Source organism: Bacillus sp. FG16, assembly GCF_057809515.1.
Genome location: NZ_JBMDKC010000001.1, coordinates 113,204 through 134,959, shown reverse-complemented (window position 1 = coordinate 134,959; position 21,756 = coordinate 113,204). Strand labels below are relative to the sequence as shown.

Below are 21,756 nucleotides of genomic sequence, written 5' to 3'. Positions count from 1 at the left end.
CTTGTAGTATGTTCAAAACGCTATAAAGTGAAACTGTTATCCATAAGAATTCTCATTGTCAAACAGTACTTCTTTAAACCATTCTCTAACCTATTTCGTTTTACTTGAAACGACTCAAAAACATTTCTAGTTTTTTCTAAGTCAGATGTCAGACATCTGATACTGATATCATAACATGTTTACGCTTTCTTTTTAATACATTTTCGTAGAATTTCTCATTTTCTTCACACTTCTATTGTAATCCATTCTGCAACGAAGTGCTAATTATTTTATGATTTATTTCTTCATAACAAAAATAAAAAGTAGCTCTAAAGAGCTACTTTTTATTTTACTTCTATCGTTTCTTCTTTATGTTCATGCAATTCGCCTTTTCTTACATGCACTTTCACTTTGTAAGAGCCGTTCTCTTTGAAAGTATGTTTCGTTTCATACTCTCCTTTATTTCCTTCTTTCGCTGGAATAAATTCGTGTTTTTCAACACCATCTTTCCAAATCTCTAGTTGTACTTCAGCACCAGTTAATGCTTCTTCTTTTTGCTTTAAATGAACTTTCATTGTAGATTCAGCATTTGCCTTTATGTCTCCAGCCATAAGATGGATCATTGTGTCACTTTTATGATCTCCATGTCCTGCACTGTGGTCACTATTTTCTTTTTTCGCATCTTCTACTTTCGCATTTCCTACAGCAACTTTATGTTCTGGCATAACGTGCATATCACGTGCATTTGTATGAGGAATAATATGATATACTCCGTCAGTTTCAAATGTTTTCTCTACTGCATAAACACCTTTTCCTTTATGCTTACCATCTAACATCTCGTGCTTCTCGTCGCCATCTTTCCAAATTTCAAACTTTACATCATCGGCATCGGTTACTCTTTCTTTTCCTTGTGTAACAAGTGCTTGTACTTCTGTTTTTTCACCAGGTTTAATTTCTTTCGGATTCGTTTGAATTGCTACGTTTACACTTTCAAGTTTCTTTTCTTTTTTCGGTTCTTCTTTGTTTGTATTACAGCCAGCCAACGCTAGCATCGCGATAAATAAAGTTATAATCAGTTTTTTCATCATCATTTCCTCCTTTATACTTTATTTAGTATAGAGGAAATACATTGTAATATTCCAGTCTTCTGCTGAAAACAATATACGAAATGTTTGTGAAGTTTCTGTGAAACGGTCTTCCTCTCTTAATCTATGAAAAAAAGAGCATAGTAACTATGCTCTTGGATGAAACTGTTTATATACATCTTTTAATCTAGTTTTTGAAACGTGCGTATAGATTTGCGTCGTTGAAATATCTGCATGTCCAAGCATTTCTTGTACAGCACGTAAATCTGCTCCATTTTCTAATAAGTGCGTAGCAAACGAATGACGCAACGTATGAGGTGTAAGCTCTTTTTCAATATTTGCTTCTTTCGCTAATCGTTTTAATATTTTCCAAAATCCTTGTCTTGATAATCGATTACCATGATGGTTTAAAAAGAGTGCATCTACTACTTTTTTCCCCATTAATTCTCTTCTTCCTTTTTCAATATACTTTTGAATCGCTTCCGTTGCTAAACTTCCTAGTGGAATAATTCTTTCTTTATTCCCTTTCCCTATACAACGAACAAATCCCATCGTTAAATGTACATCTTCTAAATTGAGTGCAATCAATTCTGAAACACGAAGTCCTGTTGCATAAAGTAACTCTAGCATCGCCTTGTCACGAATCCCAAAAGCACTTGTCATTTTTGGTGTTTGAAGTAACGCCTCTACTTCATCAACTGATAATACTTTTGGCAATTTCCGTTCCCCTTGCGGCGTTTCAATATGTACGGATGGGTCGTGTTCTACCGCTCGTTCACGAAGTAAAAATTGGTGGAACGAACGAATTGATGCAATATGACGCGCCAATGTTTTCGAAGATTTTCCGTTTTCTTTTAAATACTGCAAAAAGTTAACAATGTGTAAACGGGTCACTTCATGAAAAGTTTTCGTCTGTTCCACATTTTGCAAATACTTTACGTAGCTTTTTAAATCCCGTTCATAAGATACTACTGTATTCTTTGCTAATCCTTTTTCGACAACCATATAATGAATAAAATCTTTTAATTGATCTTCCACTCTACACTACTCCCCATTTTCATAGAAAAACATCATTCTATTTACGAAAGCATCCTTTGCCGGTTCTTCATTCCCTGATACTTTTTCTACAGTCTCTTCTTTAGGTTTTTCATAACGATGATAGCTTTCATATTCTTCATTTATCCATAGTATAGCGAAATAAAACAAAATCGTACAACTTGTAAATAATAAAAATACTTTTATTCCATCAAAAGTTAATTTTAAAGCTCGGCGCATTGTAAATTCCTCCAAAATATAAGTTATTACAACATATGCCAAGCTTTCATCAATTTATACCTTATTCAAATAAAAAACCTCTTCCTAGATAAATAGGAAAAGGTTATTTTTCATCCGTTTCATTTTCTTGACAGTTTTTACAAATCCCATGGAATGTTAAACGATGATCTTTCACCTTAAAGCTCCAGTCTCGCTCTACTTTCCTTTCCACTTCACCAAGTAAATCTTCTTGTATTTCTTGTACAGCACCACATTGTGTACAAATCAAATGATGGTGGAAACGCTGCGCACCTTCTTGGCGTAAGTCATAGCGTGAAACACCGTCTCCAAAGTTAATCTTATCGACAACTTTTAACTCAGATAATAGTTCTAAAGTTCGGTAGACGGTTGCTAATCCGATCTCTGGCGACTTTTCTTTTACAAGGAGGTAAACATCTTCTGCGCTTAAATGATCTTCTTCATTTTCTAGCAGCACACGAACTGTTGCTTCACGTTGCGGTGTTAATTTGTAGCTCGCTGCATGTAATTGCTTCTTAATTCGTTCAATTCTTTCTTCCATTCGGTACTACTCCCTCCTCGCCACTCTTACACCATTATATCAGAAGAAGGGCTTCTGTCAAAAGAAAAACAATAAAAACAAATTGATAATTATTCTCAAAAAGTATTTATTTTTTATTAATAGCCTCAACAACTTCTTTCATTAAAACTGGTGATGCGTAAGCCTCCACACTAGAAGCAAGTGCTAACACCACTCCAATTACAAGAAAGAAGCATGTATACCGGATTAATAATGGTAACAGTGGCTCGGTTATTTTTCTAATAAATTGATGCCTAATCATCCGTAAAGAAAAACTTGCAGCAATGGTTGTCATAACGAGAAAGACTGGAATGATAATTAAATTTTGTGGCAAAACAGATACAAATGCTAATAATAGTCCATTCCATCCATGCTGACTTACTAAAAAACCAACTGTAAATCCAACAACAACTCCTTTTACAAATAATAAAATAAAAATAAGTGGTAATCCAACAATTGAAATCCCTAAAATCCAAATAAATCCGATGTATTTTAATTGCGAAAAGTAACTTTCTCGAAACATTTCGCCCGCAATGGCAAATTCTCCTTTAGAGACTTGTCCAAAAAAACGTTGTAAATAAAATGATAAATCTTGTTTTTGATTGATTTGTAAACTATTCACAAGAATGGCTCCGAATATTACTCCCATCAATAATAAAACAGCATTAAATATATATAATGAAGAGTTTTCCTGTATGTGAGACATTACACGGTCTTGCCAATTTTTTCGCCACATTTTTCTTCCCTCCGTTCACACTCTTATTAAAAATGTATGAAAGAAAGAAAAAAGTATGACGAATTAACATTGAAATTCCGCTCTACTTTGCTAAACTAAAAAGTAGAGAATAGGAGGGATTTCTCTTGAAACCATTATTATTAGATTTTCCAACATTATTTCAAACTGAACGCTTGCAAGTTCGTAAACCATTTCCAGGTGATGGTGCAGAAGTATATGAAGCAATCCAAGCTTCTCTAGAAGACTTAGTACCGTGGATACCAATTAACGCTGAAACAGAAGAGAGTGCTGAAGAAATTGTTCGCGAAGCTCACGGACAGTTTTTACTTCGTGAAACACTTGATTTTCACTTATACGATAAAGTATCTGGTACATTCATCGGAGCAATTACACTAAAGCCTGAAAACTGGGATATTCCAAAGTTTTCACTTCACTTCTGGCTACATAGTGCCTATACAAAACAAGGCTATATGACCGAAGCTGTTAAAGGTGCAATTCAGTTCGCCTTTGATAAACTAGGCGCTAGAAGGATTGAAATTCGTACTGATGCAACAAATATAAATGCATGTAGCTTAGCAGAACGTCTAGAATTCATTCTAGAAGGTACAATGGAAAATGATTTCCTAGCACCAGATGGTAGCTTACGTGATGCACGTGTATATGCAAAAATCAATTAAAAAACACTCGCCTTTGGCGAGTGTTTATTTTTGTAATTGTAAATATTGTACTGCAAACATCGTCTTCGCATCATGAATACGAAGATCTTTCATAAGAGTAATCGCTTCTTCTAATGATACTTCCATCAATTCCACAAACTCATCTTCATCTAACTCAGCTTTATTTTCTTTTTTTGTCAAACCTGTCGCCTTATATACATATAAAATTTCATCTGCGAATCCTGGAGATGTATAGAAAGAAGTAATGAGCTCCATATTTTCACATACATATCCTGTTTCCTCTTCTAATTCACGAACTGCTGTCACCTCTGGTTTTTCACCGGGTTCTAACTTGCCGGCTGGAATTTCTATAATTGCCTTTTCAAGCGCTTTACGATACTGCTCAACAAGCACAATTTTCCCCTCATCCGTAATAGCAATAATCGCAACTGCACCAGGGTGATTTACAATTTCACGTTTACTCATTTCTCCATTTGGTAATACTACATCATCAACACGAACTTTTATAACTCTACCATCAAAAATCGGCTCAGTTTTTACTGTTCTCTCTGTAAGATTACTCATACTACTTCATCTCCCTGTTCTATTTCCTATTCTTTCTTCATACATTTTACCACATTGAAAGGAGCGTGATAGAAATGAAAGTTTATATTTTACCAAATCGCATCACGTTAGTCGGAAAAGCATGGCAAATTCGCCATAAGCTAAAGCAATATAGCAAAGAGTATACAACTGTACAAGAGTGGATTACAGCAAATAAAGTGAAACATTAATCATGCTTTTACGGGCAGTTAATGCGAAGCGAAAAGGAAACGTTTGTCAACCTCTTTTCCCTCTCGTACAATAAAGGTAAGGAGGTTGACCTATGAAAAAACGTCAATTAGGAAACTCAGATTTGTTTGTTACAGAAATGGGCCTTGGCTGTATGTCTCTCGGTACATCTGAAACAGAAGCTATGCGTATTATCGATGAAGCGATCGATTTAGGAATTAATTTTTTTGATACAGCAGATTTATATGATTACGGATTAAATGAAGAATTTGTTGGAAAAGCCTTGAAGGGGAAAAGAGACCAAATTGTTCTTTCAACGAAGGTTGGAAATCGTTGGACAGAAGAAAAAAATGGCTGGTCTTGGGATCCTTCTAAAGCTTACATAAAAACTGAAGTAAAGGAAAGTTTACGTAGACTTCAAACTGATTATATTGATCTTTACCAACTTCATGGCGGAACGAATGAAGACCCAATCGATGAAACAATTGAAGCTTTTGAAGAATTGAAAAAAGAAGGTATTATTCGCCATTACGGTATTTCTTCTATACGCCCAAATGTCGTTCGTGAGTATGCAAAACGCTCAAACATCGTTAGTGTACTAATGGAATATAGCCTTTTAAATCGTCGTCCAGAAGAATGGTTCCCCCTTCTGAATGAACACCAAATTAGTGTCATTGCTCGCGGGCCACTTGCAAAAGGAATTTTAACTGACAACAATGCAAGAAAAGTAGAAAGAGTAAAGGAAAAGGATTATCTCTCTTATTCTTACGATGAATTACATACAACTCTAGCGAGTGTAAAAGAAACGATTGGAGAAAGCTCTTTAACAGGAACAGCTATTCAATATTGCTTACATAATAAGACTGTTGCAGCTGTTATACCTGGTGCAAGCTCGCTTCAACAATTGCAGGAAAATATACGAGCTAGCCAACAGTTACCTTTAACTAAAGAAGAATACGTACAACTTCAAAAGATTGTTAAATATGACACATATGCTTTGCATCGTTAAAAATATCGAATTACCGATAAACAGAAGACTGTCTCCAGTATTAGGAGACAGTCTTTTTTATAACGTATCATATTTATCAGGATTCGTTCCTACATGTAAATCACGATTCAACGTGTTAATTTGACGTATCTCTTCTTCAGTTAGTGCAAAATCAAAAATAGTAAAGTTTTCTTTAATACGAGATGGTGTAACAGATTTAGGAATTGTAACAATCCCGCTTTGAATATCCCACCTTAATATAACTTGTGCAGGTGTTTTTTCATATTTGTTAGCAATAGCCTGAATGATTGGATGCTGGAATACTTCTCCGCCCCTCATTAACGGACTCCATGCTTCCATTTGAATTTGCTCATCTTGACAATAATTACGCAATTCAAATTGCGTCAACATCGGATGAAGTTCCACTTGGTTTACCATCGGCTTCACTTTGCAATTTGGTAATAATAGTTCTAAATGATGTTTATGAAAATTAGAAACACCAATCGCACGCACTTTACCTTCTTCATACAATTTCTCTAAAGCTCGGTACGTATCAACATACTTCCCTCTTACCGGCCAATGTATTAAATATAAATCTACATAGTCCATTTGTAATTTTTTTAAACTCTTTTCAAACGCCTCGAGTGTCTCTTCATATCCTTGATCGTCGTTCCATACTTTTGTTGTAATAAATATATCTTCTCTTGGAATTCCTGATTCAAGTATCGCCTCTCCGACACCGCTTTCATTTTCATACACAGTTGCTGTATCAATTGAACGGTATCCAACTTCTAACGCTGTTTTTACTGCTTGTTTTACTTCGTCGCCTTCTTTCGCTTTATATACGCCTAGACCAATCATCGGCATTTTCACGCCATTATGAAGTGTAGTTGTTGGAATATGCACAGTCGTCTCCCTTTCATTGTTACATTTTTTATAAGCCATAACTTTATTTCAACAAGATTCATCCAAAAAGTCAAAACATACGTACAGTTTACATAACACTTTTATATAGCTAAAAAATAACGTGAACTCATTCATTCACGTTATTTTCTCTCCATTCTTTCGCTTTTTCATCCACATTGCGCACAAACTCATTTTTCCCTTCCGTATATAACGTGCCATCATATGTATACTTTTCGGCTAATTCTTTCTTTAAGGTTGCATATGCCTCTGCTTCTTCACAATGAGCCATCATATAATCACGAAACGCTAAATGCCTTACTATCTCTGGATTTCCTTTTTCAAACACGTGTAAATGATACGAACGTTTTTCCTCAGTTCCATGAATAAAATATCGGCGTCTTGAAATACCATTTTCCCCTTTTACGATGTAACCAAGCTCTATAAATCGTTCATTCCACCCATCTACTCTTTCGATATTTTCTACTTCCATGATCATATCAATAATAGGTTTAGCTGCCAGTCCGGGCACTGACGTACTTCCAATATGATGCATTTTCACCGTTTCTGGCATCGCTGATTTTAATCTTTCAGCCTCCATTTGAAATTTTTCAATCCAATGGTTTTCATGCGGAACAACGACAATTTTTCTCATTCTAACTCCCCTTTTCTTACAAGCTCGTCAAAAAATGATCAGTGGTATTTCACTGATCATTTTTTTATTATTTAAAGTCTTTCCAAGTAAGGTTACTTTCACTTAGCAGTTCTTCAAATGATTTATTCTTTTCACGTTCTTTTTGTTCTTGGCGCTTTCTTTCCAGTTCAGCTGCCTCTTTTTCCTCTTCTCTCACTTGCAACTCTTTCTTCTTACTCTTTAATTGTTGCATGAGTGAATCATTTAATTGATCGCCTAATGTAAGTGTTTCTTTCTTTGGTTGATTCACTTGCGATTGTCTTTGCATTTGTCTTTGTTTCTTTTTCTTCATGCTACTCACCTTTTACTTTTTTCTCCATTATAGTAGATACACGATGAAATCGACAATAAAAAAGGGTCTTTACTCTATTATTCACTTTTTGTAAATATGTTAATTTTTCGAAAAGACTAAATTTTTATGTAGCTATAATCCTATGAATCTATTAAAATTATGTCGTATGATGTCAGATTATAAAAAAAAGGAGAATTATATTATGTGGAAAAAAATTATTCCTGCCGTTGCTGTTTTAAGCACTATTACTTTTTCAAGCGTATTTGCCGCTCCCCCATCTCAGAATCCAGCTGAACAAAACCGCTACATAGACGTACAAATGCTTGGTATTAATGATCTCCATGGACAACTAGATACTGTTAAAAAAATCAATAATAAAGAAGCTGGTGGCGCTGATTACTTAGCTACTTATTTAAAAGAACGTAAAAAACAAAACCCTAATACCCTTCTCGTACATGCTGGTGATATCGTCGGAGCTAGTCCACCAGTTTCAGCATTATTACAAGATGAACCGACGATTGAATTTTTAAATGACTTAAAATTTGATGTTGGTACAATCGGGAACCATGAATTTGATGAAGGCATTGATGAAATGAAACGCCTCATTTACGGTGGATATCATGAAAAAACAGGGAATTTCAAAGGGGCTAACTTCCCCTATGTAGCTGCTAACTTCTATAACAAATCAACTGGCCGCTTATTTTTACCACCATTTACTGTAAAAATGGTAGATGGTGTTCCTGTCGGATTCATTGGTGTTGTTACAACTGATACACCAAATGTTGTTATGCCTACGATGCTTAAAAATGTACAGATTACTGATGAAGTAGAAGCAATTAATAAATCAACACAACAATTAAAACGCCTCGGCGTTAAATCAATCGTCGTTCTTGCTCATGTCGGTGGAACAACCGATGAATCTGGGGTAACAAATGGCGACCTTACTCGAATTGCAAATGAAACAGACCCAGAAGTTGATGTTATTTTCGGTGGACATAGTCATACGTATGTAAATGGTACAGTAAATAATAAACTAATTGTCCAAGCAAATTCATACGGAACGGCTTTCTCAGACGTGGATGTAACAATTGATCGTAAAACAAAGGATATTGTAAAGAAAAAAGCTGAAGTTGTTACAACGTATCATGAAGGTGTAGAACCTGATAAACAAGTAAAGAAAAAACTAGATCAATATAAAGAAAAAATCGCACCACTTGTAAATGAAGTGGTCGGAAAATCTACAGCACCTATCGACCGTAAACAAAATGATGCTGGTGAGTCCACTCTTGGAAATTTAGTTGCCGATGCTCAGCGTCAAACGATGCAAACTCAAATCGCCCTCATGAATCCTGGTGGCATTCGTAATGACTTAGATGCTGGTGATATTACGTGGGGTGAGTTATACGGCATTCAACCTTTTGGAAATCAATTGATTAAAGTAGATTTAACAGGTCAAGACATTCGCGATATTTTAAATCAGCAATGGCAAAAAGGAACAACAAGAATGCTTCAAATTTCAGGTATTCAATATACGTGGGATGTAAATAAACCAAACGGTGAAAAAGTTACAAATATACGTTTAACAAACGGAGAAGAATTATCTCCATCTACAACGTATAGCGTAGTTGCAAATGCCTTCTTAGCTTCTGGCGGTGACGGATTCGTATCATTTAAAAATGGTAAAAATGCAGAAACTGGTCCAAACGACTTTGAAGCGTTAGTCGATTACGTAAAACAATTAAAAGAACCAATTCAGCCAGTTATTGATGGAAGAATTCAAAAAGTAAATTAAGTGTTTCTCTAATAATAAATTTCATTTTTCACGCCATAAAGGATTTGTACTGATCCTCTATTTTATACGTAATATACATCATAAAAAGGATACTCGTTCTTCCAATGAACATAGTATCCTTTTCTTTAGTTATCAAAATGTGATGTTTTATCAACTTCATATTGCTGTAAAAATTGTTGCAACGCCTCTTCTACAAGTTTAGACTTTTGAATTCCTTTCGATTCTGATATAAGGTCCAATCTTGCTAATATTTCTGTATTAATAGAAAAGGTTCGTCTCTTTTTCTCTGTACTCTTACTCATAATTGGTGCAATTACTTCGTCTCTTTTTCTTAGTAACTCATAAATGCTTTGTAATTGCTCGTAAATTAATAATTGATAATCTGTTTTCTCATATTGAAGGGCGGTCGCTTCTTGGAGTTGTAAGTGACGTGGTTCTTCTCCATCTCCTACAAAAATACGTTTCTTCTGCTCTCCATCATATTCATATCCAATCAATCTTAATTTCTTCGATAATGTATACGGGCTTATTTCAAGACGTTTTGCTATAATAGCGATGGATTCACGTCTATTTAAACCATCTATAATTTCTCCAATCGTCACAATTTCCCTCCTCCCGTGTTGAAATGACACTAGTATGGTATGTTACAATGATTTTCTAACAGTATATGCAAAATGAATAGCCTGTGCGATTCATACGATTTCACAAAAGGAGGTTTTCAATATGCTTTTTCGTAGCTACACCCCTCAGTTCTATAACGAAAACAAACAACTCATTCCTAATAGTATCGCTACGATAGAAAGCGTTATGATAAATAATCGAAAACAAACTCTCCTTATGCGTGGACAAAACGTAGAGCAACCTATTTTATTATGCTGTCACGGCGGACCTGGGATGGCACAAATCGGATTTATTCGCCATTTTCAAAAAGAATTAGAGAAGCAATTTATTGTTATTAATTGGGATCAGCGCGGGGCTGGTAAATCCTTTTCAATGAAAGATTTCGGAGCAAATTTCACAATCGAACAATTCGTTTCCGATGCAAAAGAAGTGATTCAATATGTACTTAAAAGGTTCAACAAACAAAAACTATTTCTCGCTGGTCATTCTTGGGGAAGTATTATTGGGCTTAACATAGCACATCAATACCCAAAGTATATCGAGGCTTACATCGGTATTGGGCAAATTGTACATATGAAACAAAATGAAGAATTGCTATATCAACATTTAATTCATTCTGCAAAAAAACATAATCATAAAAAAGCATTAGCTTCCCTTTTAAAATTAGGCAAACCACCATTTTTAGATACGAGACGTCTCATTATTCAAAGAAAGTGGCTTGGCACATTTGGAGGCGCAATCCAAAACGGATCTTCCTTTTCTTTCATACGAAAAGGTTTCTTTTCTCCTGAGTATACGCTATTAGATTGGTTCAAGTTTCTCGCAGGAAATTTAAAATCTGGCGTTTTATGGGAAGAAATGCTGACAATCGATTTCTTTTCTTCTATCTCAAGTTTATCTATTCCAGTTTATTTTTGTTCTGGTCGCTATGATTATCAAACTCCTTATGCACTCGTTCAGGAATATTGCGATATTATTGAAGCGCCTATAAAAAAGATGATTTGGTTCCCAAATTCAGCACATTCTCCTGATTTAGAAGAACCAGAATTATTCGCCAATTCTTTGCGATCAATTAAACAAGAGCTAGCTTTTCAGCATTAGTAACAAAAGGCTCTTTTACATTTCATAGAAAACATTTTATAATAATATGTCGCAAGTATGTATAAACATAGCAAAATGTTTCATATTTACTTGTCTTAACAGAATAAAAATTTAGGGAGATTACATTTATTATGAACGCTGTACTCGTCGCAGTAGCAATTATGCTATTGCTTAGTTTGTTACGTGTCCAGGTCATTGTCGCCATCATTGTTGGAGCTTTAACAGGCGGAATTATCGGCGGACTCGGTATTTCAGAAACGATTAACACTTTTACAACTGGTCTTGGAAACAGTGCTCCAATCGCTTTAAGTTATGCAATGCTTGGTGGTTTCGCTATTTCCCTTTCCAAAACAGGACTTCCAGATGCTATGATTCAAACTGCATTAAAATGGATTGGCAATGAACAAGACACGAAAAAACAAGTTTATTCTAAAATACTTATTTTATTCATTATTTTAACGATGGCTTGTTTCTCACAAAATGTGATTCCTGTTCACATTGCTTTCATCCCCATCTTAATTCCAGCACTTTTAAAAGTATTAAATGAGCTGAAAGTGGATCGCAGACTTGTCACATGTATTATTACATTTGGATTGATTACTCCTTATATGTGGATCCCTGCAGGATTCGGAAAAATTTATCATGACGTATTACAAACCAACGCTGCGCAAAGCGGCCTTACATTTGATGTCACACTTATTCCAAAAGCAATGACTATTCCAGCAATTGGTATGATTATTGGATTATGTGTAGCGGTATTCATTACGTACCGAAAACCTCGTACGTATGAAACAGAACAAATTCATACTACCGAAAATGAAATCGTTCCCTATACAAAACGTAGCATTACTTTCGGGTTATTATCTATCATTGCTACATTAACTGTTCAATTAACAACAGAATCAATGATTTTCGGTGCTTTAGCAGGTATTATCGTCTTATCAGTTAGTGGCAGTCTACCACTTAAAGAAGCAGATGCGATATTAACAAGCGGAATGCGTATGATGTCCTTTATTGGCTTTGTTATGATTGCTGCCGCTGGATTCGGCACTGTCCTTCGAAAAACAGGACATGTTGAATCACTGGTGCAAACGAGTGCACATATAATTGGAAATAACAAACCACTCGCTGCATTTCTTATGCTCGTTATTGGACTTCTCGTTACGATGGGAATTGGTTCATCCTTTTCAACCATCCCTATCTTAACAACCATTTTTGTACCTCTTTGCATTCAGCTTGGATTTAGTCCAATGGCCACAATTGCAATTATCGGTACAGCCGGAGCACTAGGTGACGCAGGATCTCCAGCATCAGATAGTACCCTTGGACCAACATCCGGTTTAAATGCTGATGGTCAGCACCATCATATATGGGATACATGTGTACCCACTTTTCTACATTACAATATACCGTTACTTATATTTGGCTTTATTGCCGCAATTACATTATAAAAAGGTGCGTATAAAACGCACCTTTTACTTTTTTATTTTTCCTTTTAATTGTTGAAAAGCTACTTTTCCATTATCTTTGACATAGCTTTCAATTGCCGGTAGTGATGAGCCTATCCATTCACACTCTATGCTCCCATTCGGTCCAACAATTTTTAATTTATCTGGTATATGTATATTTAGAAATCTCGCTGACCGAATTAACTCAATAGCAATCTGATCACTTGAGGTTACAATTCCATCTATATAAGGATTATTTTGCAATAATGTAATAAATTGTTTATTTGTATACCCTTGTACACATTCTTCTCGATAAGAGATTCCTTCATCCCAAACAGCGTCTAAAAACCCTGCTATATGATCTTCCATTTCTTCACTTTCTTCTCCCTCACCGAAATATGCAAGAAAGTGACACCCTTTCTCTTTTAATAAAGAAACAGCTCTCTGCCCACTTTCATAATAATTTGCATGTGATTGTTGCTCATCAATCACAACAAACGGAAATGGAATTTCTCCTATACTTTTAAAAACTGCCCTTGTCAAAATAACACCTGCAATGTTATTTTGCTTCAGCATATGTATGTATCTATCTTTATTCTCTATATTACAAATAATGATTTGATAGCCTTCTTTATATGCTATTTCCTCAATACAATGTAGCAAAGTGATGTTTGATGGGTTACATAAATTATCTACAAGTAATGCAATTATCGTTGAATTCTCTTTAAATAGTGGCTTCGCTGCACTGTTTGGCCTATAACGTAATTCTTCAATTGCTTCCTTTACTTGTTTTACTGTGTCCTCATGAACGTATCCTTTTTCATTAATAACTCGTGAAACGGTTGCGACTGAAACACCTGCCAATTTTGCAACATCACGTATAGTTGCCACATCGTCACCCCTTAATATGGTAATAGATTACAATTTTACGGTAACCTAAATTACACTATCCGTCAAGATTAATAACTCATATTTCTGAAAATTGTTACATCATTTGACTAAATGATACTCCAACTGAATTTCATGTAAAATTGGGATATTATCATATCCAATACGTGGAATTTCTTTCTTTATTTTTCGTGCCTCCTCTACCGCATTCACATATAAATTAGTCATTACAAAATTACGTTTTTGGTAAAATCGTAACGCATTCATATTATCATTTGTTGTAATAAGCCAAACCTGTCTGCACCGCTCTTCTTCTGCAACTTGTAATACACAATCTACAAGTTTCGTCCCTATTCCTTTTCTTTCTTCAAAGCTATCTAGCGATACAATTTCACACATATTTCCGGTCATTTCATACGTTATAATTCCGATTATTCTGTCATCTGAGAGCGCAACAAATCCTGGCAACTCTTCTAACTGATGTCCCTTACCACGTGAAACCATCAATGAACTTCCCCAGTTCTTACACATGAACATTCGGATTGTTTCTTTCATCGCTGGCGTAATTTTTTGTATATGCAGCATTTCCTATTTCTCCCCTTTTATATCATTGTGATACAATATAAGTGTATCACATGTAACGGTATTTGGAGGATGAGGTAAAGTATGAAACGTTTTTTTGCAGCATTGTTTACTATACTAGGTGCAATAACTGCCCTTGGGATTTTCTTTACAAATAAAGTGATGTACTTAAAGAAAAAAACAGAGGAAGAAGTACTCGAAAGAGAAACGAAAAAACATTTTCGTATAGAGGATTTTGATGCTCTTCATAAAGAAGAAATTCATATCCCTTCACAATTCGGATACGACCTTCACGGATATTACATTCCTGCTGGTCATTCCAATAAGTTTATGGTTTTTTGCCACGGTGTAACTGTAAATAAAATAAACTCTGTAAAATATGCAAACTTATTCTTAAAAAGGGGATATAATGTCCTCATTTACGATCATCGTCGTCATGGTAAAACTGGCGGAAAAACAACAAGCTATGGATACTATGAAAAGCATGATTTGAAATCCGTAGTTGACTGGCTAAAAAGCCGTTTTGGAACCAATATTACACTTGGTATTCATGGTGAATCTATGGGAGCTGCAACAATTCTTCAATACGCAGGACTTGTAGAAGATGGTGCTGATTTCTATATTGCAGATTGTCCTTTCTCTGATTTTCACGGACAATTACAGCACCGTTTAAAGGTTGAATTCCATTTACCAAAATGGCCTTTATTACCTTTAGCAAACGCATTTTTAAAAGTTCGTGACGGTTATACAATTCGTGAAGTTTCACCAATCGACTGTATAAAAAACATTAACAATCCCGTTCTCTTTATTCATAGTAAAGATGACGACTATATTTTAGCTGATATGACAAAAGCGTTATATGAAGCGAAAGAAAATAATAAGCAACTTTATATTGCAGAACACGGTGCACACGCTTGCTCTTATAACGAAAATAAAGAAGAGTACGAAGCAGCCATCGATCAATTTTTAAACACATATGTGAAAGAAACAAAAAACAGGCTTGCATAAGCCTGTTTTTTTATTGCGCTAAAACGTCTGTAACTTGTTCCATATTTTCAGAAATCCATTGCATTGCATCATCTAACGTTGGAAATTCTGTCGTTTGAAATGTTACTTCATCTTGAAGTAACCAAACATCCTTTGCCTCTTGCCCTACACCTGCAATGGACCAATGTAACAAACTATATGGATGATTATCATTCAAAAATGATGCCCACGTGCGCTCATTTGCAATGTTTCGTAATGTATGTAATTGTTTATCCATCTCTCGTCACCTTACTCTAGTCAGTTATGAAAACTATTATAACACTCTCTTCTTTCTCAAACAAAGTGCTCTTTTTTCCCCGCTATTTGCGGGCAGTAAAACTCCCACCTCAAAATTCGGCTGAAACAAAGAAGTTAGGTGGGAGATTAACTGCCCCTAAAAGCCCGATTGGTTCAACTAATAATTAGTGGGGGATGCCTCCCCCACTAATTAAAGTTTCACTTTATATTGCCAAGCACTTCCCTTGATTATATGATGAAATTAAGCGTTTGGGAAGGAGGGATAACGTTGGCAAAAGTACAAATTAAAGTAAATGATAATGGCTCTTTTCGCGTTACAGGGGACGTGGAATTAGTCGACTCACAAGGGAATGTATTCCCAGCAAAACCGGCATTTTCTTTATGCCGTTGTGGCTTATCAAAAAATATGCCTTATTGCGACGCTTCGCATAAAGGTAAATTCGAGTCCGTTGTTAGAGCACCCGAGGCAGAATAATTTTACATGTGACATGCACATTTTTTTGTGCATGTTTTTTTCTTTTTAGCAACTCCGTTATATCCCTTCTCCTTACAACATTTCTAATACTTTTATTTCCATTCCAGCCCACATATATTTTCACACAATTCTTCACATTCGAATATTTTTTACTAGCCTTTTATTTTTTTTGTGCTATAATTTGAGCAAACAGCATCCTTCGGGGTCGGGTGAAATTCCCAACCGGCGGTGATGAAGTGAAAACTTCTAAGTCCGTGACCCGTTTTCAACTCGAAAACGGTGGATCTAGTGAAACTCTAGGGCCGACAGTATAGTCTGGATGGGAGAAGGATATGTTTCTAGTTTTTATATAGTGAATACACTTTTATTTCAGTATGCATATTTTTAAAGATTCATTTTGATTCTTTATATATGTTTAATTTTCTATACTTATTTTTTATACTGAAATAAAAAGAGACAACTAGCGTTTAAAAATTCGATATTTTGCTAGGTTTTTTCCTTATGCAGAAATATCAATTATCGTTAGGTTTCTTTCCTATGCTTTCGTATTCAAACTATATTTCTAGAAATCACGTCTCCCAAACCCCAAGGATATTAAATCCTTGGGGTTTTTTGATTTTTTTAGGAGAGGTGAAGAAAATGACAGATCAAGAATATATGAGGATTGCCCTGCAGTTAGCAGAAGGAACATCAGGACAAACAAGTCCAAATCCTATGGTTGGTGCTGTTGTTGTAAAAGATGGAAACATCGTTGGTATGGGGGCTCATTTACGAGCTGGTGAAGAACACGCAGAAGTTCATGCCCTTCAAATGGCTGGTCAGAACGCCAAAGACGCTACCGTTTATGTAACACTGGAACCGTGTAGCCACTTTGGAAAAACACCACCTTGTTGTGAATTGCTCATCGAAAAAGGAGTTAAGCGTGTTGTAATTGCTACTCTCGATTGTAATCCGCTCGTTTCTGGTAACGGAAAAAGAAGATTAGAGGAAGCTAGAATTGAAGTAACTACCGGTGTTCTTGAAGCGGAAGCAGTTTTATTAAATCGCTACTTTTTTCACTACATGAAAACAAAACGCCCTTTTGTAACAATAAAAACAGCGATGAGCTTAGATGGAAAAACAGCAACTGTAACTGGTGAAAGTAAGTGGATTACAGGTGAAGAAGCACGTGCTGATGTTCACCAATATCGCCATACACATGATGCAATTCTTGTTGGAGTAAATACAGTTATAGCTGATAACCCACATTTAACAACAAGAATTCCAAATGGTGGGAAACACCCTATTCGCGTTGTTTTAGATACCCATTTACGAACACCACCATCTTCTCATGTCATAACAGATGGTTTAGCACCGACATGGATTATTGTCGGTAAGGATGTAAAGAAAGAGAAGATATCTTCTTATGAATCTAAAAATATAGCTATATTCCAAATGGAAACGAAGCATATAGAAATTGAGGACCTTCTTTCCTTTCTTGGAGAAAAACAAATTCTTTCTCTATTCGTTGAAGGTGGCCAATCGATTCATGCAAGTTTCTTAAAAACAAACAATTTTAATGAAATTGTAACCTATATAAGCCCGAAATTAATTGGTGGGAAAGATGCTCCTACTTTATTTGGAGGAAATGGTTTTTCAAAATTACAAGATGCGCTTTCCTTGAAAATTCAAGAGATGAAACAAATTGGTGATGATATAAAAATTGTTGCGAATGCCCGAAACGAGGTGACGGAATGTTTACAGGAATTGTAGACGAATTAGGAACGATAGCAAACATGCAACAAAGCGGAGAAGCGATGAAATTAACGATTCATGCAAAGAAAATTTTATCAGATGTTCACTTAGGTGATAGTATCGCGGTTAACGGTATTTGCTTAACTGTAACAAGCTTTACAACTACTTCATTTACAGTTGATGCAATGCCTGAAACGATGCAGTCGACATCGCTTCGCATGCTTAAACCGCACTCTAAAGTAAATTTAGAGCGAGCAATGGCTGCAAACGGACGATTCGGTGGACATTTCGTTTCAGGACATATTGATGGAATCGGAACGATTTTAAATAAAAAACAACATTACAATGCCGTCTATTACAAAATAGCAATTTCTGATGAACTGCTGCGCTATTGTTTGCATAAAGGATCCATTGCTGTTGATGGAACGAGTTTAACGATATTTGATATAGACGAATCTTCCATAACGATTTCACTCATCCCGCACACAGTAAGCGAATCTGTCATTGGAGCAAAAAATGCCGGAGATATCGTAAACATTGAGTGTGACATGATTGGTAAATATATTGAACGCTTTATTACTAAACCTACAAAACGAGTAGGTTCAATGACCGAAAGCTTTTTACAAGAAAACGGATTTCTATAAGGGGGAAGCACAATGTTTCATCGTATTGAAGAAGCTCTAGAAGATTTAAAAAAAGGTAAAGTCGTTATCGTATGTGATGATGAAAACCGAGAAAATGAAGGCGATTTTATTGCTTTAGCAGAGTACATTACACCAGAAACAATTAATTTTATGATTACACATGGCCGTGGTCTCGTTTGTGTACCGATTACGGAAGGGTACGCAGAACGTCTACAATTAGAACCAATGGTATCTCATAATACAGATTCACATCATACTGCGTTTACAGTGAGCATTGACCATGTCTCTACAACAACAGGGATTAGCGCTCACGAACGTGCAACTACGATACAAGAATTGTTAAACCCCGCATCAAAAGGTGCTGATTTCAATCGACCTGGACATATCTTTCCATTAATTGCGAAAGAAGGCGGTGTCCTGCGTCGTGCAGGTCATACAGAAGCTGCTGTTGATTTAGCAAAGCTATGCGGTGCCGAACCAGCTGGAGTTATTTGCGAGATTATAAATGAGGACGGCACGATGGCACGTGTACCTGATTTACTAGAATGCGCAAAACAATTTGATATAAAAATGATTACAATAGAAGATTTAATTGCTTACCGCCGCCATCATGAAACACTTGTGACGAGAGAGGTGGAAATTACATTACCTACAGATTTCGGTACTTTCCACGCAATTGGCTATTCTAACTCATTAGATACGAAAGAACATATCGCACTTGTAAAAGGTGATATTTCAATAGGTGAACCGGTACTTGTGCGTGTTCATTCTGAATGCTTAACAGGAGATGTATTCGGTTCACATCGCTGCGATTGCGGACCACAACTCCATGCAGCACTTGCTCAAATTGAGCGTGAAGGAAAAGGTGTTCTTCTTTATATGAGGCAAGAAGGAAGAGGCATTGGGCTTCTTAATAAGCTTCGTGCTTATAAATTACAAGAAGAAGGATTCGATACTGTAGAAGCAAATGAAAAACTCGGCTTCCCTGCTGATCTTCGTGATTACGGTATCGGTGCTCAAATATTAAAAGATTTAGGTTTACAGAGTTTACGATTATTAACGAATAACCCAAGAAAAATTGCTGGCTTACAAGGTTACGATTTAGAAGTAGTCGAGCGTGTACCGTTGCAAATGCCAGCAAAAGAAGAGAATAAATCGTATTTACAAACGAAAGTAAACAAATTAGGACACTTACTAAACTTATAATTAAAGGAGAGATTTATTATGGTATTCGAAGGTCATTTAGTTGGTACAGGATTAAAAGTTGGAGTTGTTGTTGGACGTTTTAACGAATTTATTACAAGTAAGTTACTTGGCGGCGCTTTAGACGGATTAAAGCGTCACGGTGTAGAAGAAAATGATATTGATGTTGCTTGGGTTCCTGGTGCATTTGAAATTCCTTTAATCGCTAAAAAGATGGCTAGTAGCGGAAAGTATGATGCTGTTATTACATTAGGTACTGTAATCCGAGGTGCTACAACTCACTACGATTACGTTTGTAATGAAGTAGCAAAAGGAGTTGCGTCTTTATCACTACAAATGGACATCCCAGTTATTTTCGGCGTATTAACGACAGAAACAATTGAACAAGCGATTGAACGCGCAGGTACGAAAGCTGGTAATAAAGGATATGAATCAGCTGTTGCTGCAATTGAAATGGCTCACTTATCAAAACAATGGGCATAAAAAAAGAGGCTGCGGCCTCTTTTTATTTTTTTACCTTTTTTTGTACATCTTTTATTAATTCATTCATCGTTTTTCCTTCTGTTTTTATATGAAGAGCTTGTGCTGTTCTCCATACATTCTCTCTTTTTTTCGCTTCTTCTATAATAATAATTTCTTTTCTAACTTCCTTTAAATCTTTTCCTTCCGTTTTCAATCCAAAATGTTCAGCTTTCGTTCGAAAGTGTTGTTCGATTCTTTGTTGCATCTCTTTTTGTTCAGGATTTTCAGCAGCCTTAACTGGATCAGAACTTATTGCTTTTATTAAAATTAAACAAGTCATAATCGCTAATATGTATTTGTACATGTAAAATCCTCCAACCCAATATAAATTACATATTTACTATGTACAACTAAGGCTTGGAAAATTCGTCCACAAAAATTCTTTTTTTCGTTCAAAAACCAATAGTAACAGGCGTCCGCAACTATTTATTACATTTTATTTACAAAAAAAGCAAACCCTTTTACAAGTTTGCTTTTTCATCTATCTTATAATGCACACTCTTCAATCTCAAATCCTAAATCTGCAATCATACCCCAGTCTGCAGTCGGCTCTTGTCCAGCTGTCGTTAAGTAGTCCCCGACAAAAATAGAATTTGCTGCAAATAAACCGATTGGCTGTACAGAACGTAAATTGATTTCACGTCCTCCTGAAATACGAATTTCTTTTGTTGGGTTTACAAAACGCATCATTGCCAGTACTTTTAAACATTCTACTGGCGTTAACTCTTTTTGCCCTTCAAGAGGTGTTCCCTTTACAGCAACAAGGAAATTACAAGGGATAGAATCTGCATCTATACGTTGTAATTCAAATGCAATTTCAGCACGCTCTTCAATTGTTTCTCCCATGCCAAAAATCGCCCCAGAGCATGGTGAAATACCAGCTTGTTTCGCTTTTTGAACTGTATCAACACGATCATCATACGTATGCGTTGAACAAATACTATCGTAATTATTTGCATGTGTATTTAAGTTGTGGTTATAACGATGCACGCCTGCTTCCGCTAAACGTCCTGCTTGATCTTCATTTAAGAAACCTAAACAACAACAAATCTTCAAGTCTGTCGTTTCACGAATTTCCTTAACTGCTCCAATTACGTGATTTACCTCTTTATCCGTCGGACGACGACCAGATGCTACAATACAATATGTACCCGCTTTACGGCGTATTGCTTCATGTGCCCCTTCTACAATCTTCTCCTGCGTTAACCATGCATATTTATCAATCGGCGCTTCTGAAATAATAGACTGTGAGCAATATCCACAATCTTCAGGACATAATCCAGATTTCGTATTAATAATCATATTCAATTTTACTTTCTTACCAAAGTGATGATGGCGAATAATGTAAGCTGCATTCATAATTTCTAAAACTTCTGTATCATCAGCTTCTAATATCGCTATTGCATCTTCTTTCGTAATCATCTTCTCTTCCACTACGTCGTATGCAAGTTTTTTCCAATCCCTTTTTGTTTGTACTTGTTTCAT

Annotated in this window: 27 protein-coding genes and 1 riboswitch; of the genes, 12 read left to right on the top strand and 15 right to left on the bottom strand. The window is 35.8% G+C overall.

Translation table 11 applies throughout. The features are described 5' to 3' along the window. Positions 1 to 323: 323 nt before the first annotated feature. The 5 genes from ACODS7_RS00820 to spoIIM all read right to left on the bottom strand — a co-directional run bounded on the left by ACODS7_RS00820 (position 324) and on the right by spoIIM (position 3,622). Positions 324 to 1,067 carry a FixH family protein gene (locus ACODS7_RS00820; RefSeq protein WP_029443251.1) on the bottom strand — a complete coding sequence of 248 codons (744 nt, stop codon included), beginning with the start codon at positions 1,065 to 1,067 and terminating at the stop codon, positions 324 to 326. A 144-nt stretch (positions 1,068 to 1,211) separates the two neighbouring features. After that, positions 1,212 to 2,102 (bottom strand): site-specific tyrosine recombinase XerD, encoded by an 891-nt coding sequence (xerD, locus tag ACODS7_RS00815; protein ID WP_000390088.1) that lies wholly within the window; start codon positions 2,100 to 2,102, stop codon positions 1,212 to 1,214. A gap of 6 nt (positions 2,103 to 2,108) precedes the next feature. Continuing rightward, the gene (locus tag ACODS7_RS00810) at positions 2,109 to 2,339 is read right to left on the bottom strand and encodes a YqzK family protein (RefSeq protein WP_001250432.1); all 231 of its coding nucleotides are present in this window, start codon (positions 2,337 to 2,339) and stop codon (positions 2,109 to 2,111) included. A 103-nt stretch (positions 2,340 to 2,442) separates the two neighbouring features. Beyond that, positions 2,443 to 2,898 carry a ferric iron uptake transcriptional regulator gene (fur, locus tag ACODS7_RS00805; protein WP_000392657.1) on the bottom strand — a complete coding sequence of 152 codons (456 nt, stop codon included), beginning with the start codon at positions 2,896 to 2,898 and terminating at the stop codon, positions 2,443 to 2,445. Positions 2,899 to 3,004: 106 nt separating this feature from the next. Further along, positions 3,005 to 3,622, bottom strand: coding sequence for a stage II sporulation protein M (gene spoIIM / locus ACODS7_RS00800; RefSeq protein ID WP_224413400.1), 618 nt, complete (start codon positions 3,620 to 3,622; stop codon positions 3,005 to 3,007). Positions 3,623 to 3,777: 155 nt separating this feature from the next. On the opposite strand from spoIIM, the gene ACODS7_RS00795 reads away from it, so the two are divergent. Further along, positions 3,778 to 4,329: a GNAT family N-acetyltransferase gene (locus tag ACODS7_RS00795; RefSeq protein WP_000803479.1), complete on the top strand. Its 552-nt coding sequence runs from the start codon at positions 3,778 to 3,780 to the stop codon at positions 4,327 to 4,329. Positions 4,330 to 4,353: 24 nt separating this feature from the next. On the opposite strand, the gene ACODS7_RS00790 is transcribed toward ACODS7_RS00795, so the two are convergent. Further along, entirely contained in the window at positions 4,354 to 4,893 is a 540-nt protein-coding gene (locus ACODS7_RS00790) for an NUDIX domain-containing protein (RefSeq protein ID WP_016080378.1), read from the bottom strand. 74 nt (positions 4,894 to 4,967) lie between these two features. On the opposite strand from ACODS7_RS00790, the gene mciZ reads away from it, so the two are divergent. Together mciZ and ACODS7_RS00780 are read left to right on the top strand one after the other, a co-directional pair. After that, complete coding sequence (mciZ, locus tag ACODS7_RS00785; protein ID WP_000870292.1) at positions 4,968 to 5,102, top strand: Z-ring formation inhibitor MciZ; 135 nt, start codon at positions 4,968 to 4,970, stop codon at positions 5,100 to 5,102. A 92-nt stretch (positions 5,103 to 5,194) separates the two neighbouring features. Further along, positions 5,195 to 6,109, top strand: a complete 915-nt coding sequence (locus ACODS7_RS00780) for an aldo/keto reductase (RefSeq protein ID WP_016080377.1) — start codon at positions 5,195 to 5,197, stop codon at positions 6,107 to 6,109. 57 nt (positions 6,110 to 6,166) lie between these two features. Here the strand turns inward: ACODS7_RS00780 and ACODS7_RS00775 are convergent, their stop codons facing one another. From ACODS7_RS00775 to ACODS7_RS00765, 3 genes are all read right to left on the bottom strand, one after another. Beyond that, complete coding sequence (locus ACODS7_RS00775; protein ID WP_016080376.1) at positions 6,167 to 6,994, bottom strand: aldo/keto reductase; 828 nt, start codon at positions 6,992 to 6,994, stop codon at positions 6,167 to 6,169. A 127-nt stretch (positions 6,995 to 7,121) separates the two neighbouring features. Beyond that, positions 7,122 to 7,646, bottom strand: coding sequence for a GrpB family protein (locus ACODS7_RS00770; protein WP_016080375.1), 525 nt, complete (start codon positions 7,644 to 7,646; stop codon positions 7,122 to 7,124). A gap of 67 nt (positions 7,647 to 7,713) precedes the next feature. Beyond that, a complete protein-coding gene (locus tag ACODS7_RS00765; RefSeq protein WP_000727561.1) occupies positions 7,714 to 7,977 on the bottom strand; it encodes a YqkE family protein in 264 nt (87 codons plus the stop codon). A 202-nt stretch (positions 7,978 to 8,179) separates the two neighbouring features. Between ACODS7_RS00765 and ACODS7_RS00760 the strand changes: the two genes are divergently transcribed. Beyond that, positions 8,180 to 9,769, top strand: a complete 1,590-nt coding sequence (locus ACODS7_RS00760) for a bifunctional metallophosphatase/5'-nucleotidase (protein ID WP_029443254.1) — start codon at positions 8,180 to 8,182, stop codon at positions 9,767 to 9,769. Positions 9,770 to 9,894: 125 nt separating this feature from the next. Here the strand turns inward: ACODS7_RS00760 and ACODS7_RS00755 are convergent, their stop codons facing one another. Further along, complete coding sequence (locus ACODS7_RS00755) at positions 9,895 to 10,371, bottom strand: ribbon-helix-helix domain-containing protein (RefSeq protein WP_029443255.1); 477 nt, start codon at positions 10,369 to 10,371, stop codon at positions 9,895 to 9,897. Positions 10,372 to 10,492: 121 nt separating this feature from the next. On the opposite strand from ACODS7_RS00755, the gene ACODS7_RS00750 reads away from it, so the two are divergent. Further along, the gene (locus ACODS7_RS00750; protein ID WP_029443256.1) at positions 10,493 to 11,491 is read left to right on the top strand and encodes an alpha/beta fold hydrolase; all 999 of its coding nucleotides are present in this window, start codon (positions 10,493 to 10,495) and stop codon (positions 11,489 to 11,491) included. Positions 11,492 to 11,622: 131 nt separating this feature from the next. Next, complete coding sequence (locus tag ACODS7_RS00745; protein ID WP_243168066.1) at positions 11,623 to 12,942, top strand: Na+/H+ antiporter family protein; 1,320 nt, start codon at positions 11,623 to 11,625, stop codon at positions 12,940 to 12,942. A 24-nt stretch (positions 12,943 to 12,966) separates the two neighbouring features. On the opposite strand, the gene ACODS7_RS00740 is transcribed toward ACODS7_RS00745, so the two are convergent. Together ACODS7_RS00740 and ACODS7_RS00735 are read right to left on the bottom strand one after the other, a co-directional pair. After that, positions 12,967 to 13,830, bottom strand: a complete 864-nt coding sequence (locus tag ACODS7_RS00740; RefSeq protein WP_016080371.1) for a LacI family DNA-binding transcriptional regulator — start codon at positions 13,828 to 13,830, stop codon at positions 12,967 to 12,969. 99 nt (positions 13,831 to 13,929) lie between these two features. Beyond that, positions 13,930 to 14,412 carry a GNAT family N-acetyltransferase gene (locus ACODS7_RS00735; protein ID WP_243168067.1) on the bottom strand — a complete coding sequence of 161 codons (483 nt, stop codon included), beginning with the start codon at positions 14,410 to 14,412 and terminating at the stop codon, positions 13,930 to 13,932. An 81-nt stretch (positions 14,413 to 14,493) separates the two neighbouring features. On the opposite strand from ACODS7_RS00735, the gene ACODS7_RS00730 reads away from it, so the two are divergent. Continuing rightward, positions 14,494 to 15,417 carry an alpha/beta hydrolase gene (locus ACODS7_RS00730; RefSeq protein ID WP_029443257.1) on the top strand — a complete coding sequence of 308 codons (924 nt, stop codon included), beginning with the start codon at positions 14,494 to 14,496 and terminating at the stop codon, positions 15,415 to 15,417. 10 nt (positions 15,418 to 15,427) lie between these two features. Here ACODS7_RS00730 and ACODS7_RS00725 read toward each other — a convergent pair whose 3' ends face one another. Continuing rightward, positions 15,428 to 15,673 carry a DUF2552 family protein gene (locus ACODS7_RS00725; protein WP_000360793.1) on the bottom strand — a complete coding sequence of 82 codons (246 nt, stop codon included), beginning with the start codon at positions 15,671 to 15,673 and terminating at the stop codon, positions 15,428 to 15,430. A 288-nt stretch (positions 15,674 to 15,961) separates the two neighbouring features. On the opposite strand from ACODS7_RS00725, the gene ACODS7_RS00720 reads away from it, so the two are divergent. The 5 genes from ACODS7_RS00720 to ribH all read left to right on the top strand — a co-directional run bounded on the left by ACODS7_RS00720 (position 15,962) and on the right by ribH (position 20,232). Continuing rightward, positions 15,962 to 16,168 carry a CDGSH iron-sulfur domain-containing protein gene (locus tag ACODS7_RS00720; RefSeq protein ID WP_001151582.1) on the top strand — a complete coding sequence of 69 codons (207 nt, stop codon included), beginning with the start codon at positions 15,962 to 15,964 and terminating at the stop codon, positions 16,166 to 16,168. 191 nt (positions 16,169 to 16,359) lie between these two features. Next, positions 16,360 to 16,503, top strand: a riboswitch (FMN riboswitch). Positions 16,504 to 16,807: 304 nt separating this feature from the next. Then, positions 16,808 to 17,920 (top strand): bifunctional diaminohydroxyphosphoribosylaminopyrimidine deaminase/5-amino-6-(5-phosphoribosylamino)uracil reductase RibD, encoded by a 1,113-nt coding sequence (gene ribD / locus ACODS7_RS00715; RefSeq protein WP_029443258.1) that lies wholly within the window; start codon positions 16,808 to 16,810, stop codon positions 17,918 to 17,920. Further along, positions 17,902 to 18,546 carry a riboflavin synthase subunit alpha gene (gene ribE / locus ACODS7_RS00710; RefSeq protein WP_088114561.1) on the top strand — a complete coding sequence of 215 codons (645 nt, stop codon included), beginning with the start codon at positions 17,902 to 17,904 and terminating at the stop codon, positions 18,544 to 18,546. The genes ribD and ribE overlap by 19 nt, the downstream gene beginning before the upstream one ends. 12 nt (positions 18,547 to 18,558) lie before the next feature. After that, on the top strand, positions 18,559 to 19,752 hold the full coding sequence (gene ribBA, locus ACODS7_RS00705; RefSeq protein ID WP_243168068.1) for a bifunctional 3,4-dihydroxy-2-butanone 4-phosphate synthase/GTP cyclohydrolase II: 1,194 nt from the start codon (positions 18,559 to 18,561) through the stop codon (positions 19,750 to 19,752). An 18-nt stretch (positions 19,753 to 19,770) separates the two neighbouring features. Continuing rightward, complete coding sequence (gene ribH / locus ACODS7_RS00700) at positions 19,771 to 20,232, top strand: 6,7-dimethyl-8-ribityllumazine synthase (protein ID WP_000230895.1); 462 nt, start codon at positions 19,771 to 19,773, stop codon at positions 20,230 to 20,232. A gap of 22 nt (positions 20,233 to 20,254) precedes the next feature. Here ribH and ACODS7_RS00695 read toward each other — a convergent pair whose 3' ends face one another. Both ACODS7_RS00695 and bioB read right to left on the bottom strand, forming a co-directional pair. Next, complete coding sequence (locus tag ACODS7_RS00695) at positions 20,255 to 20,575, bottom strand: hypothetical protein (protein ID WP_029443261.1); 321 nt, start codon at positions 20,573 to 20,575, stop codon at positions 20,255 to 20,257. A gap of 182 nt (positions 20,576 to 20,757) precedes the next feature. Then, on the bottom strand, positions 20,758 to 21,756 hold the full coding sequence (bioB, locus tag ACODS7_RS00690) for a biotin synthase (protein ID WP_000815856.1): 999 nt from the start codon (positions 21,754 to 21,756) through the stop codon (positions 20,758 to 20,760).